This window comes from Raskinella chloraquaticus (SeqCode), assembly GCF_021731865.1.
Lineage (GTDB): Bacteria > Pseudomonadota > Alphaproteobacteria > Rhizobiales > UBA4765 > Raskinella > Raskinella chloraquaticus.
Genome location: NZ_JAKFWN010000009.1, coordinates 16,515 through 29,668, shown reverse-complemented (window position 1 = coordinate 29,668; position 13,154 = coordinate 16,515). Strand labels below are relative to the sequence as shown.

Here is a 13,154-nt window from a genome sequence, read left to right as displayed (position 1 = left end):
TTGTAGTCGTTGCGGAACGAGCGGATGAGTTGTTCGGGGTCCGCGCCATCGGTGCGGTAGGTAATCTTCTTCGCGAAGTCGTTGCCCTTGCCAAACACCTCGCGCACGGCGCCGACGATTTCCTCGGCGTGGTGATCGTCCTTGGCGAAGATGAGTGTTTTCGGCACTTCCCTGCGGCCCGGGAAAAGTTCGGTGAACAGCGTGTCGCGATAGGTTTCGAGCACGGTGCGGATCTGGTTTGGCACCAGCACCGAGCGGTCGATCTGATCCGGCGTGTAGGAGAAATCCTGATCAAGCGTCTCGTAGCGCTCGGCCCGCGTGCGCTTGTCGCGTACCGGCAGATCGTAGCCGGCCCTTACGGTGGAGCCGCGCTCGCCGATCTCGGTGCGGATGCGGAACACCTCGAAGCCAACATTGACGCCATCAACGACCGAGCGCTCGTAAGGATATTGCGCCACGAGGTTCTTGCCGAAGAAGCCGAGAGTATGCAGCGAGGGCGTGGCGGTGAGGCCGACCGTGAAGGCGTCAAAATACTCCAGCACCTGCCGCCAGGTGCCATAGATCGAGCGGTGGCATTCATCGGTGATGACGAGATCGAAACTCTCGATCGGGATCGAGGAGTTGTAGGAAACCAGCCGTTCGGTGTCGGCGCTCGCGGCCTCGAAGCTTGAGGCTTCCTCATCCTCCTCCGCCAAATCCTTACCGGAGAGCACGGAAAAGACCCGCTGGATGGTGGCGACGACGATCTGCGCATCTTTGTCGATGCCGCCCGGCCCAAGTTTCTGGACGTTGTAGATTTCCGAAAACGACCGCCCCGTGCCGGGCGGGCGATAGGCGAGGAATTCGTCGCGCGTCTGGCGCACCAGATTGGCGCGGTCGGCCAAGAACAGGATGCGCTTGAACCCGGCATGGGCGAGCAGCCGGTAACTCAGCGTGCAAGCCGTGAAGGTCTTGCCCGCGCCGGTCGCCATCTGCACCAGCGCGCGCGGACGGTTCGCCGCCATCGAGTGTTCGAGCGCGGCGACGGCATCGATCTGGCAGGCGCGCAGGCCGTCCGTGACGACCGGAGGCATGGCGTGCAGCCGCGCCCGCAAAGTCGCGGTTTCCTTCAGCCAGAGGTCAAGCGTCTCCGGGCGGTGGAAGGCAAACACGCGGCGCGACGCCGGATCAGGATCGGCATGGTCGCGAAAGAGCAGTTCGGTGCCGGAGGCGACATACTCGAAGCGGACCTGACCTTCCTCGCGGACAAGGTGCTTCGGCACATCGGCGATATAGCGTGCAGCCTGCTCCGAGAATCCCGACAGTGTGGTGCCCTCGGGCTTGGCCTCGATCACGCCGCAGAGCCTGCGGCCGACGAACAGGCCATAATCCACCGGACCCGAAGCCGTCTGGAATTCACGCACCGCGACACCGAGCCCCGCGCCGAGGTTCATTTCGCCCCTCGACTGGATCAACCACCCGCACGCGCCAAGCTGCCGGTCAATCAACGACCGGGCTTTATCCTCGGGGTGGAAGGCGGATTCGCTCATTTGACGACTTTACGCGGGAAATCAGAAAATTGTGAAGGGAAGCTACCTCCGGGCAGCAGTTGAGAGACGGCGGAATACTGGAAGGTCGACAAGAGCGGGCGCGACAGACCTGATTTGATCCAATGCATCCGTAAGGTCGTGAGGAACAACGGCGCCTTCTGACGTGCCGATTGTGAGATCAAGCAGTTTCAGGAGAGCCTGCGCCTTTGCTTCGTCATTGATGATCGCGAGCTTCTTTGCTTCACCTTCATCGCCATAAAGGCCGTAATTGACCATCGACCAGCACTCGAACGGCACAAGAAAGCGGGCGACTGCGTCCACGGCTTCGGCGAATGCCTCACCTGAGGTTGCCGGAAGATCAGCAAGCGCGCCGCTGACCCCAGGCGTCACCAGCGACCGCTCCTGCGGCCAGACCTCGCGAAGGAACCGCGCAGCGGCCTTGTGGAAGAGAGCCGCAGCGGATGCGGGGTCTTCTTGCTCTTCGCTATCCTCGGGTGCGTTGGTTGTAGCCTTCGCGGAGAGGTCCCGAACGAACTGCTGGATCGCGTTTGCCGCCGATCCGCGCACTTCATCATCTAGCGTCCGCAGCATCTGTTGAATGCGCGGATTGGGCACCGCAGGCGCGCGGCCCTCGCGGAATGCATGAAGGGATTCGACTACCAGACTGAAAACAAGCCGACGGCGCGTGTCCCTGCCCAACCGTCGATCATTGGCGCGCTCGGCCATCGCCGCGCCGATGCTTTCCAACACTTTGGTGAAGTGCGTGCGCCGTGCAACGGCCCGCCACAGCGCTAGCGCGGCGCCGTCATCCTTGAGCAACGGCGTGATGAGATGTTCTTTGGCCCAATCGGGATCAGCGCGAAGGAAATTGGGCAGCGCCTCGATCATCCGGTGTTTGGCGATCAGTCCGCTTCGACCTTCCGCGGCAATCACGATGTCGCGCATCTGCCTTTCCATCGAATCTGCGGAGAAGGCTTGCGCTCCGGGTGGCAGGCTGGGGCAGGCGGCAAGAAACACGCCGACGAGCTTGCCTGCGGGCGTGTTGAGCGTGTCGAGGTCCATCGGCTCGCGGTCATCGTCGGCAACACGCGCAACGACGCTGAGGTCTGCCTCATCCGCTTCCTCAGGCTTGCGGTCCGTAATCTCTACAGCGATCGGCCAGAGACGAAGCCAGATCGGCAAGGCCAGCGGCAGCTTGACGACGTGTTTCTCCCACGCGTCCAGCCAGGCACAAATACCCTCGATCGCGCTTGAAAGCGTAGCATCAGAGAGCTGGTTCAGCAGGCCGAGAACCCTGCCAGCTTCCGCGCTCGGTTCCGCATCCGGCGCTGCTTGCCCATCCTGCTGGCGCGGTCTGTGCGCCCAGCCAAAGCGGTTCCAGACCTTCGGAAAGTCGTCGCCACCGTTGTTGGTGCTCACGAAGTCAGCCAGCACCTTGTCGGCATTGCCCTGCTGGTTGATCCAGTCGTTAGCGCGTTCTGCGGGGTCATCATCCCAGCCGCGACGCCCGGTCCCCAAAGCGACTTCGAGCGCTCTCAGCCGTTCGACGCCTGAAAGCGTGTCGAATTTTGCATCCGGCTTCGCTTCACGACGTGTGACAGTTACCCCTCCGGGGAAACCCTCATCGATCCTCATCTCCGCAAGTTCGGCGAATTGCGCCGTCTGGGCATCAAGCCAAGTCTTGGCTCGATCCGGCAGGACACCGCCGCCGACTTCTATTCGCCGTAGTTCCCGCAAGGACCAATACAGTCGCGCATTCTTTACCTCCGCAGGATCAAGATTCTTCGGCCAATGATCCCGTGGAGGGCCTTTCTGAATCCGGGTGACGATAACCTTCTGCGCTCCCCCGTTCATGTCGCGGAATCGGACGGCTCGAAGCTCGGTGATCTCCGGGAAGCCGTGCACATCCCAAAACCGATCCTGATCGAGCGCTGTGAGGAAGTCCGTCACCTCATCGGTGGGCGTAATCTGCTCTTTCCGCGACATCGCCGCCCACAAGCGAAGATGTACCGGCGAACCATTCGACCTCCAACGTCGAGCAAAGTATTGCGCCGCAGCGGGATCAAGCCCCGAAATCTTTGCGACAACGGCATGCAGCAGTTTCACCGACGGCGCGATACCGTGATGATATGCGTCTGGCTCGCCATCCTTGCGCGCTCTTGGAGCGTCAGCCACGTAGTACGCGCGCCCTAGGTCGCCAAGTTGCCATAGGCGCCTTTGTCTATCCCAGCCAAGCCTGCGAGCAATATCCAGGCCGTGATTGACAGCAGCTTCCAACGCATTAGCCAGCGATGTCAGAAAGGCGACATCATCGAGGTTTGCCAGTTCGAGCGCGTTCAGATCAACCAGATCCCCGCTGGTCAGGCAAGCGGACAGGATGTGATCGACGGTCTTTGGCTTGCGCGGCTTCTTGACGTAGTTCCATCGCCAAGCATCAATCGCTTCGACCTTGAGGCGCGGCGCAACGAGAGCAACGATGGCGGAAACCACCGCGCCGGACCGGTCACCTGCACGCAGTCTCTTCTGAATGCCGTAAATGGCTGTTCCGTTGCGTCCTTCAGATTGGGGCTGTGACCAGCTTTCTTCAATCAGCCGCCACGCCGAGGCCCACGGCTCCGCCAGATCGCGAGCACCTGGACCGGTCAATAAGTCCTCAACCGCGATGCGCTCGATCCGCTGGCCTGGCTCGAGCTTCAGCGCCCAGTCGATCGTTCCCTGCTCAGCAAGGCGCTTGTTCAAGAAGGCGATGATCGTTCGGAAACTCTCGCGGTCGTTCGGGTCAAGATAAGCCCAGGGTCGGATCATGGCTTCCATCCCCGGTCGGCTTCAGCGCAAATCTTGACGATCACATCAAGCCACTCGATCTCAGCCTTCGCGTCCGAAACCAGCGCCGACAGACGCACACGTTCACTTGCGTTGCTTCTCCGGAAGAAGTGGTCGAAGAGGTCGCGGTCGGACTCCTTGGCCGCAGACCGCGATGTTCTTACAATCCTTCGCAGTTCGGCATCGACAATTTCTTTCTTCCCATTGATCGCGGACAAATCCGCCCATCGTTCAAGGGTCGCGCGTAGCGCGTCGTGGCTGTTCTTTGAATCGTAGTGAATCGGTGTTATGCCGCGCCCATTCCAGTCCGCTAGTGCGACCGCGTCAGGCGAGCTCGTGCCGAAGAAGGTGAAGCGCTCTTTCAAGTCATCAAAGCGCTTGCCGTCCGCTGCGACCGCATTGAGCAGATAACGCATAGGCGGATCGTTGGCGCTGTAGCCCACCAGCACCAGATGATACAGGCGCGCAGCATCATAGATAAAATCCGGAACAACGCGTCGGCGCAGATAGAATTCGCCGAAATCTTGATCTGACAGAACAATCTCAGAAGTTCTCGCCGGGTTCTTGTCGAGTGCGCCATGGATATGGAGCACGCCCGAGAACTCCGAATGTCGCGATGGCCTTGGTATCGAGCCGAGGGAATAGGTCTCTACGGGCGATCGAAGGCGCTGGGCGGCGATTTGAAGCAGCAGATCGAAGTTTGTTGTTACGATCGTCTTGGCGCCGCCGCGATCGGCAAGGGCTATGAGCGCCTTGTGGATCGTGGCCGGGCTCGTTGCCCCTGAACGCAGGATCGTGGCGACAGTCCGCCTTACCTGGCTATCGCCACGGGTTTGATCGTCGAGCCGACGCTCGAGCATGCCGAGAACAACATCAAAGTCGCCGACGATGAACCGCTTCACTTCAGCAGTCTGCCGATCGGTCAGGCCCGCACAATTGGCCTGCCATTGGTTGCAGGCTCCCGGCGGCAATCCCGTTAACACGCTGTGCGTCGAAGTATCGAGTGTGGCATAGACGTCGAGAACAAGTTGACGAAAATCCGGAAGCCCAGCGGGCCGGGAAATGCCTGCACCACAAATGAACAACACTTCCCCGCGCGCATGAGCCAGCAGGAGCCGCTCTGGTATCGCGGCCAAGCCATCACCCATCGAGATGACGCGATCTTCACTGCTCATGGGCGATACCCATTTGAAGAGAGAGCAGCGATTTCGATACCGCCGCGACTACCCATCAACGGCACCCGCATCTGCGCAGGCCGATTGGAGCTTCTCCTTGATTTCCGTTGGCAGCTTGCTTTCCGCTCCCTCCAGCGCTTCGCGCCACTTCGGTCCGCGGTCGCGCGCTTCGATGTAGGCGAGGCCGAGATCGAGCCTGGACGAACTGTTCGCAAGCGCTTCGATCATCACTGACGCCTGTTCGAGATCCTTGCGGGCCTTGCTCGCGCTGTCGCGGTCAGCACGGCGCAATTCTGAAACGATCAACTTGTGGACCGCGAACCGCTCCGGTGATGGAACCAGCACCGCAACGCCGCCCTTGTGCAGCAGCACCGAACGAACCGGCTGATGGATCAGAAAATCGAGATAGCGAAGTGGTTGCGCGGAGGCGCCGCCAAGCGCTGGCATAGGAGCCGGTTCGCCTGCAAAGTCGTCCTTGCTTCGGTTCGGTGTGAGGAATTCGACCTTGAAGCCCGCTGCATTGCTGAAGCTGGTTGTCGCCATCGGATTTGCGAGGCTCGGGATTTCTCGGAATGTCGGGTCCACCAGCCGAAGCGCTTCGAGAACGGGCGGAATTGAATCGTCGACCGAAACAGAAATGGAGTGGAACTGGGCGAAGTCGACATCACCCGTCATGAGCGGCGCGCTTGGCAATCGAACGCCGAGCAGGCCCGCGTAAGTCTGGAAGGCGGCGGTGCCGACTAGAACGCCATGCAGGCGAAATAATCCGGCCCGCCATAGGACATCAACGATGTCGCCAACGAGCGCAGGGGGTGAAGGCAATCCCGCTGCCGTCAGAGAGGTTACGAGTGAACGGCGCTCGCGGTAGTTGGCTTTGACCCTCTTAAAGCGTTCAACACGTGCTGTAACGTCGAGGTCCGCGACCGGGCCGACGTATTTTGAGAAGCGCTTGCTGTCGGCGTTCGCTTCGCCGCGGTTGTAGCCCTTATAGTACCAGAACTGCTGGCCGTTCGCGCCTTTCACCTTGGCGAATGAGCCGTTCTCGGGAAACGTCTCGTCGAACTCGGCATCCAGGCATCGCTGGATCAAGTCCGAGAACATGGTCTGATGGGCAAGGCTAAGTGGCTTCACTGGCGGTTATACCCAAATCTTGATTTTGCGGATAATGCCGTCGATTCCGACTGTACGCAAGAACATTATGCCCAAAAGAACAAATTGGGCATAATGACGTCGATCTTGCTGACGGGCTGACACCAAACCGCCCGTTAGCCCGAAATAAATCAGCAACTTAGCAGTTGCTCTCGTTTTGCTGTCGAGGCTGTCTGCGATCCCGTAACCCACGGAGATCGCTCATGAAACGCCGCAAAGTTCATCCCGCTGACGCCGCCAACGCGGCGGTCCTTGCCCAAGCCATTCGCTTCGACGTGGCTCTGTTCCTCGGAACCGGGCGCTACGCCCGGGCGAGCGCGCCGACGCTTGAACAGGCCTGGATCGAGGCGATGCGCCTCGTCGCCGAGAACCCGAGCCCGTTCGGCAAGCGCCAGCCGCTGATCTACGGCGTCACCGCCGAAGGCCGGTCGGCGCTCGTCGCTTCGAACTGAACCCAAACCGAAGGAGCACGATCATGACCACGGAAGCAACAACCTACGACAGGAAGTTCAACGCTTAAGCGGTGCGCAGCGCGCCGGGCTGAAGCCCGGCGAGTTCGAAGTGTTCAAGACGCCTGATGCCCGGTTCGGCTGGCGGACAATTGCGTCTGCCAGCGACGACCAAGCGCCGATCCAGAGCACGGAGCCCTTGCAGGCAACGTCGCCGATCAGCCCAAAGCCCGGCAAGCGCAAGGCGATCATCGAGCAGGCGCAGGCGGGCGCGCTTCCGGCAGCGCCGGACTTCTCAAAACCGACACATGCGCGGTTTCGGGCGAAGCTCGCCAAGCTGGTAGCGCTTGCCGAGGCAGGCGATGTCGAAGGCCTCAAGGCCATCGAAATCAATCCGGTTTCAACGAGCCCGAAGGCCATGGCGCGCTATCGCGATCTCGCGATTATCGCCATCGAGGCGCGTACCACGGCAGCTTGATCCCGCTGCTTTCAGATCCGGCCCCAGTCCGCAATCGCCCCATCGACCCCACTTCGCCGCGAACCCGGGTGCGAACCTGCGAACCTCAAGCGGGTGCGAACCCGGTTCGCACTTTTGCCGCTGGCGATGGATCGCGCTGCCGCCGCCCGCATACAAAATGCGCCAGGAAGAACCTAAAGGGGCGCCCCTCCGGCAGGCGAAGGGTTTCGAAGCGGTCCTTCACATGGCGCTCACTTCGCGCGCGCGATACGGCATAACCGGAAGACGGCTTCACAACCCTTCGGGTCTTCACATGCGAAAGCCGGGATAGGCGAAGGCATTGGCGATGGTCGCGCAATCTGCCTCGGACACGCCCGCGCTGCGCGTAATCGCATACCAGCCACCTTTGACGGCTTCTTCCATGGCGTCGACCATGGCGCTGGCTTCAGCAGGATCGAGGAGGAAGCGCGGCGCCTGGCTCAGCATGTTGCGGGCATTGGCCCAGCGACCAAAATCGCCCGCCGCCATGGCAAGGTCGCGGCGATCGGTGCTCACCGGCACGGACGGCGTGAGATCATAGGCTGGCGAGAGCCGCCATTCGCGTTGCGGCGCGATCACGGCGTGATTGCGTGGGTGATCGTCAATGTTCGAGATCAGCGCGTTGAACAGCATGCGCCGGAAGAGTTCGGCTGCATCACGCTTCGGGTCGGCACTTATCCGGCGCAGTTCCTCGGCCAGCACGATATAGGACCAGCGCTCACGCTGGGTCTCGTCGGCGCGCAACAGAGTGAGGGCGCTCACCATGCGGGCACGTGTGTAACCCTTGGCGGCCTTCTCGCGATCGAAGCGCTTGACCAGCAGCACGTCCCGATCGCCGATCGTCTCGATACGGCTTGTGGCGGTGAGAAGGCCGCAAGCGCGGGCCAGCAGGAGCATGGCATGCTCAACCCGCGCCATGTTCCATTTGTCGTCGGCACGGTTGAACTTGGCGAGCCACAGCCCGTCCGCATCCTCGACAACAGCTTTCGGCCGCGCGCCGCCCATCGAGGTTCCGAGCAGCAGCAACTCTTCCACCTGCGCCGCCTCGGTGTCCGTGGCACGCGGCTCGTCGTTCACCAGCCGATCGGCGATCTCGTGAAGGCGGGCAAGATCGAGCGTGCGGTTAAAGACGCGCACGGGTGCAGGCGGCGCTTGTCCCAGGCCGAAACCAAGCGCTCCGGCGCGGTCGTCGGGCGAATGAAGGAGATAATCGAGTTCGCCAAGTTCGGTCAGCCCGGCGTGTTTCTCGATGACGCGACGCCCCCAATAGTCGGGCCCGGCATCGCGCAACGCGCCGAACAGGCCCTTCATCAGCACCGTTTCATAGGTGCGCGCGCCGAGCTTCAGTTCTGCCGGATCGATTTCAACAGCATCGGGCCGCGCGAGATAGCTTCGGCCATAGACGAAGCGCCCGGTGGTAACGCCTTGCCGGTTCGTCTCGCGGACGTAGCGTCCTGCGGTGACCGCCTCGGCCTCACCGGGCAGGGTCACATAGACGAAGCACTCATCCGCACCTGTTGGCGTTGCTTTGCGCATCGGCTTGTTCCCGAAACCGGGCGCCACTTTCGGGGCCGATGCGTCAGAAATCATTGTCGAGCGCCTTTCGGCCACCGGCCTTGTCGCGGCCCTGCGCCTTGGCCAGCGTCATGCCTTCCTCGTCGCTCAGTGGATCGGCGACACGGCCCAGCTGATCGGCCAGCCCCATGGCCCAGAGCAGCCCGGCATAGATGGCGATCCCCGTGGAGGGCTTGCCGCGTTCGGCATCGCCGATCACATGCCGGTCGACGCCGATTTTGGCCGCGACCTCGGCAATGGAGAGGTTGCGCCGCAGCCGCGCCGTGCGAATGTTCGCCCCGAGGGTCTTCAACGCCTGCTCGACCTCATAGGGCGGTGCGGCAAGCAAGGGGTTGCGGGCAGCCATGGCGTCTCAAGGCTCCATAAACGGAAACTTTGGCACCTTGAGACGCCTAACAGAGAAATCCTAACAATTCAAGACTTGGGGCCGCAAGACGCCAAAACCGCAATTTTTGGAACCTCAAGGCGCCACAGTTGAGAGTAATGGACTACTCGGCAGCCTCGTCGTCCGTCGTATCATCGGCGGGAAGCTCGCGAACGTTTGCATTCGTGACCTGCCAGCGTTGGCCGACCCGCTCAAGATCACCTGTCACGATAACCTGCGCCTGGGCATCGTGGGCCTGTACAGCAGTGCTGTAGTTGGCCTGGTCCAGAATTGCCCGAACCGACTGCATCTTGTCCTCAACGATCGCCTTCAGCGTGACCACGCCTTCGACCTCGTCCTGATCTCGCTTCAGTTTGTGCACAGTGCCGTAAAGCGTGACGTCGGCCTTGGGCTGACGGAGCCTGAAGTTCCGCGCAGCTTCGTTGAGGATTTCCGCATCATTCTGCGAGAAAACGACCTTTCGGTGAGCCTCCGGTGTGGGCCGGGTCCGCGCCCATGTCAGGCTGATATCAAGCCCATGGGACTGTTCGATCAGCCCTGCCACCGCTTCGCACAGGTTCGCGCTGACGCCTGAGGCGACGGCGTTCTCGAAGGCTGCGGCATCGCCAGAAAGTGCCATCTCGGCGGCCGTGCGCGAAGCTTCGAGCGCACTCATCAGGCGGCGCGTGACCATTCGTTCCATGGGCTCATCGTCGAGATTGGCCCAAGCCTGATCGAGGGGAAGCTGAACAGGTTGCAGCAATGGCGGAACAGGCGCGAGAAGTGTCACGACGAAGCTGCCATGTTCCGTCTGGCCAAGCTTCACGCGCCGCATGTAGTCATTCGCTTCTTTATTGGCGCCCGCCCGATAGAGCGGCTGTGGTGTCTTTGCCGCACAGGCAGCGGCGAGCAGCATGTCACGGGCCTGGGCGACGATCTTCACGCCCGCGTCCAGGAGGACCGATCCGTCGTCATCGCCGCCGAAAGCGCGCACGCGCACGACATCGCGGTCCGCACCGACGAGATCGCGGTAGGTTGCGAGTTCATCGCGTTCGGTGACTTTCGCAAAAACGTCGATCAGTCGGGAAACGGCGGAGGCATAATCTGCCAGACGGTCAGTGCGCGGCAGAATGATCTCAGGCCGATCAGTTCCGCCATAGACGTCCGCATGCGTTCCGAACACGTCTGTCTTCGTCCAGCCCTCGCCACGCGCAAACGCCGCGAGCGCCGCCGGCGAGATCGCCCGCAATGCTTCAACGTCGAGGATTTGCGCTTTCATGCGATGGCTCCACTTCTGGCCCGTTCCATTAGTGCCTTGAGGCTGTCGACGTCGAACCGATTGTTATTGTGTATCGAAATCGTAACACTTTCGTTGTTCTGGGTCTCAGAAAATCCCGCAAGACTGGCCCAGTAGGCGCAACGCCGCAGGATCAGTTGCTCCGGGGTGACGCTCAACCACTCCACTTCGGCAGCGGGCAGAGAGAGAACGACCAGAATGCGGGGAACCATCGTCTGTTTCCGCAACAGGTCATAATTGCGGCGCTTCAGCGCATAGCGATACGCCTCATTTGCCGCCTCGCCAAGATTGATCGTTGCCTTCAATTGAATGTTCAATTGCGGTCGCGACAGCCCACCAGCGTGGATCTCAATGTCCACGCCGTCCCGATCCAACTTCGGCTCGGCGGTTACATAGCCAGCGCCGGCTGCTACAGCCGCGACATAGGCGCGGGAAAGCGCTTCTTCCCGGTCGTTGGGTGTCATCAACGAATCAATCATTGGCAAGCGGCCTCGTGTCGCCATTGTAAGCAAGGTAATTTGCCTGTCTCCCGACGGCAACTATCTCCCTGAGCAACGCCTCGGCATCCGTCTCGATCCGGCTTTCGGACATGTAGGAGACCAAGAGGGTCATTTCGCCTTCATCCTCATCTGCATCTTCGAAAGTTCGGCTAAGCCGCCCGCTACTTGTCCTGTACGCGCCGTGCCTGGCGGGCGAGCTTCAGCACATCCTCGGCAGAAAGCCCCTTGGTGGTCCGCAGCAGCGCCGCGAGCTCGCGCGGCTGCTGCTTGATGATGTCGGAGAGGTCCGAGGCAACCTTGCCGGCGCGGGCAAGGAGTTCGTCGACGTCGCAGGCGATCACCTGCGCAATCGCCTTGACCTTGTCCTCTGCGGGCGGCGGGAACTCGTCGCGCTCGACCTTGGACAGATAGGTGGGGCTGACGCCGATCATCTTCGCCATTTCGCGAAGCCCGATCTCGCGCGCCTCTCGCTCCCGGCGCACGAACTCGCCGAACCGTTCCGTGGACATGCCTGCCACTCCCGCTGCCTGTTTAGTAATGACTATACACCCGAAGCCTGCGGGGCTGTCAACTGATATCTAAACATTCGATGTCTGGCGGGGCTTCAGGATGGCCTGGATGTCGCGCATCCAGGCGAGCGTGCGCAGAAATTCCGGGCTGGGCGAAATGCAGAGATTCCGATAGGTTTCAAGAAACCGCAGCCAAATCCATCCTCTTCACCGCATGCGGCAAAGATGCCGCGTTGGACAGGATACGCTCACGGATCGAAGAATTCTTCATCGATGCGTTTGATCGTCAAAGTTTCCTCCGCTCGGCATCCGACGCCGTGTGACAGCATCAGTCGCGCAAATTGGCTGCCGTCGATCAGCACGATCCGCTTCGACAGCATCTCGGCGGTGTCGCGTGCGCTTGCCGAGAAAGTCGAGGTCGTGACGAACAGACCCTTCGTGGCCCGCACCCTGTCGAGGCTGCCAAAGAAGTCGCGGATCGCCCCCGATCCAACGGGTGATCCATCCTGATATCGCTTCGCCTGGACATAGATGCGATCAAGCCCGAGCGGGTCCTGATCGATGACGCCATCGATTCCGCCATCACCGCTGCCGCCGGTCAGGGCGCGATCCAGCGCGCCAGCCGAGCCGCCATAACCCATCGCGAGGAGCAACTGCACGATGACACGCTCGAAAAACGCGGGCGTTCCCTGCCGAACCCGCGACAGGAGATCTTCGGCAAGGGCCGCTTCCAGCCGTCGGTACGCGACGCGGATGGTCTCGTCCGGGGTTAGTGTCGGCTCGTCGACGAGCTTTCCCTTGACCGGGGCGACGGCTTCGCTTTCGTCAGCGTCGCTTCCTCCGTCACTGCGAAACGCAGCGAACTCCGGGAAGCGCTGAAGGAACTTGATATCGATCCGCTTCGGCGGCGAGGCGAGCACCTCCCGACCGCGATCAGTGATCGTGAACCGGCCTCTGCCGCTCAGCACGATCAGACCGGCTTTTCCGAGATAGCTTTTCGACCAGTGGACCCGGTTGGCGAAAGTCGTCTGGCGGCCAGACGGCAGCAGGTGCGCCCGTTCGTCCTCTGAAAGGGCAAATTCCGCGGCCAGCTTTTCAACGACATCGCCGATACGCACTTCGCCGTCGGCCGAGGCCCGCAGAACCGGCAGCATCAGGGTTTGAAAATCGGGAATGGCCAGTATTGATCTCCCAACTTAACGGCCAAGCAATCCAGAGGCACCAAGATCGGCTTTCGCCGGTCTGTGTCGATGTCGGCCTCCATTAACTCATCGCGGATGGCGCAAGC

The 13,154-nt window shown here is 61.3% G+C and carries 13 protein-coding genes; 2 read left to right on the top strand and 11 right to left on the bottom strand.

The features are described from left to right. The 4 genes from ACINK1_RS04325 to ACINK1_RS04310 form a co-directional block, all read right to left on the bottom strand. A partial coding sequence (locus ACINK1_RS04325) for a DEAD/DEAH box helicase family protein (RefSeq protein WP_395760002.1) occupies positions 1-1,529 on the bottom strand: 1,529 nt, incomplete at its 3' end. A 42-nt stretch (positions 1,530-1,571) separates the two neighbouring features. Beyond that, positions 1,572-4,334 carry a hypothetical protein gene (locus ACINK1_RS04320; protein WP_395760001.1) on the bottom strand — a complete coding sequence of 921 codons (2,763 nt, stop codon included), beginning with the start codon at positions 4,332-4,334 and terminating at the stop codon, positions 1,572-1,574. Beyond that, entirely contained in the window at positions 4,331-5,527 is a 1,197-nt protein-coding gene (locus tag ACINK1_RS04315; protein WP_395760000.1) for an SIR2 family protein, read from the bottom strand. Before ACINK1_RS04315 ends, ACINK1_RS04320 begins: the two co-directional genes overlap by 4 nt. A 48-nt stretch (positions 5,528-5,575) precedes the next feature. Continuing rightward, positions 5,576-6,628 (bottom strand): GSU2403 family nucleotidyltransferase fold protein, encoded by a 1,053-nt coding sequence (locus tag ACINK1_RS04310; RefSeq protein WP_395759999.1) that lies wholly within the window; start codon positions 6,626-6,628, stop codon positions 5,576-5,578. Positions 6,629-6,879: 251 nt separating this feature from the next. On the opposite strand from ACINK1_RS04310, the gene ACINK1_RS04305 reads away from it, so the two are divergent. Both ACINK1_RS04305 and ACINK1_RS04300 read left to right on the top strand, forming a co-directional pair. Further along, entirely contained in the window at positions 6,880-7,128 is a 249-nt protein-coding gene (locus ACINK1_RS04305) for a hypothetical protein (protein WP_395759998.1), read from the top strand. Positions 7,129-7,237: 109 nt separating this feature from the next. Further along, complete coding sequence (locus ACINK1_RS04300) at positions 7,238-7,603, top strand: hypothetical protein (protein WP_395759997.1); 366 nt, start codon at positions 7,238-7,240, stop codon at positions 7,601-7,603. A gap of 288 nt (positions 7,604-7,891) precedes the next feature. Here ACINK1_RS04300 and ACINK1_RS04295 read toward each other — a convergent pair whose 3' ends face one another. The 7 genes from ACINK1_RS04295 to ACINK1_RS04265 all read right to left on the bottom strand — a co-directional run bounded on the left by ACINK1_RS04295 (position 7,892) and on the right by ACINK1_RS04265 (position 13,020). Continuing rightward, positions 7,892-9,211, bottom strand: coding sequence for a type II toxin-antitoxin system HipA family toxin (locus ACINK1_RS04295; protein ID WP_395759996.1), 1,320 nt, complete (start codon positions 9,209-9,211; stop codon positions 7,892-7,894). Continuing rightward, a complete protein-coding gene (locus tag ACINK1_RS04290; RefSeq protein WP_395759995.1) occupies positions 9,201-9,542 on the bottom strand; it encodes a helix-turn-helix transcriptional regulator in 342 nt (113 codons plus the stop codon). Before ACINK1_RS04290 ends, ACINK1_RS04295 begins: the two co-directional genes overlap by 11 nt. 142 nt (positions 9,543-9,684) lie before the next feature. Beyond that, on the bottom strand, positions 9,685-10,809 hold the full coding sequence (locus ACINK1_RS04285) for a hypothetical protein (RefSeq protein ID WP_395759994.1): 1,125 nt from the start codon (positions 10,807-10,809) through the stop codon (positions 9,685-9,687). Positions 10,810-10,835: 26 nt separating this feature from the next. Next, positions 10,836-11,336 (bottom strand): DUF4365 domain-containing protein, encoded by a 501-nt coding sequence (locus ACINK1_RS04280; protein WP_395759993.1) that lies wholly within the window; start codon positions 11,334-11,336, stop codon positions 10,836-10,838. Continuing rightward, complete coding sequence (locus ACINK1_RS04275) at positions 11,329-11,469, bottom strand: hypothetical protein (RefSeq protein WP_395759992.1); 141 nt, start codon at positions 11,467-11,469, stop codon at positions 11,329-11,331. Before ACINK1_RS04275 ends, ACINK1_RS04280 begins: the two co-directional genes overlap by 8 nt. Before the next feature lie 49 nt (positions 11,470-11,518). Next, positions 11,519-11,866, bottom strand: coding sequence for a helix-turn-helix domain-containing protein (locus tag ACINK1_RS04270; protein ID WP_395759991.1), 348 nt, complete (start codon positions 11,864-11,866; stop codon positions 11,519-11,521). Positions 11,867-12,114: 248 nt separating this feature from the next. Continuing rightward, a complete protein-coding gene (locus ACINK1_RS04265; protein ID WP_395759990.1) occupies positions 12,115-13,020 on the bottom strand; it encodes a restriction endonuclease in 906 nt (301 codons plus the stop codon). Positions 13,021-13,154: the final 134 nt, after the last annotated feature.

Bases quoted from the DNA above. Each gene is read 5' to 3' on its own strand.
- ACINK1_RS04320 (WP_395760001.1), bottom strand. From the start codon at position 4,334: ATGATCCGACCCTGGGCTTATCTTGACCCGAACGACCGCGAGAGTTTC.
- ACINK1_RS04315 (WP_395760000.1), bottom strand. From the start codon at position 5,527: ATGAGCAGTGAAGATCGCGTCATCTCGATGGGTGATGGCTTGGCCGCG.
- ACINK1_RS04310 (WP_395759999.1), bottom strand. From the start codon at position 6,628: ATGTTCTCGGACTTGATCCAGCGATGCCTGGATGCCGAGTTCGACGAG.
- ACINK1_RS04305 (WP_395759998.1), top strand. From the start codon at position 6,880: ATGAAACGCCGCAAAGTTCATCCCGCTGACGCCGCCAACGCGGCGGTC.
- ACINK1_RS04295 (WP_395759996.1), bottom strand. From the start codon at position 9,211: ATGATTTCTGACGCATCGGCCCCGAAAGTGGCGCCCGGTTTCGGGAAC.
- ACINK1_RS04290 (WP_395759995.1), bottom strand. From the start codon at position 9,542: ATGGCTGCCCGCAACCCCTTGCTTGCCGCACCGCCCTATGAGGTCGAG.
- ACINK1_RS04280 (WP_395759993.1), bottom strand. From the start codon at position 11,336: ATGATTGATTCGTTGATGACACCCAACGACCGGGAAGAAGCGCTTTCC.
- ACINK1_RS04275 (WP_395759992.1), bottom strand. From the start codon at position 11,469: ATGACCCTCTTGGTCTCCTACATGTCCGAAAGCCGGATCGAGACGGAT.
- ACINK1_RS04270 (WP_395759991.1), bottom strand. From the start codon at position 11,866: ATGTCCACGGAACGGTTCGGCGAGTTCGTGCGCCGGGAGCGAGAGGCG.
- ACINK1_RS04265 (WP_395759990.1), bottom strand. From the start codon at position 13,020: ATGCTGCCGGTTCTGCGGGCCTCGGCCGACGGCGAAGTGCGTATCGGC.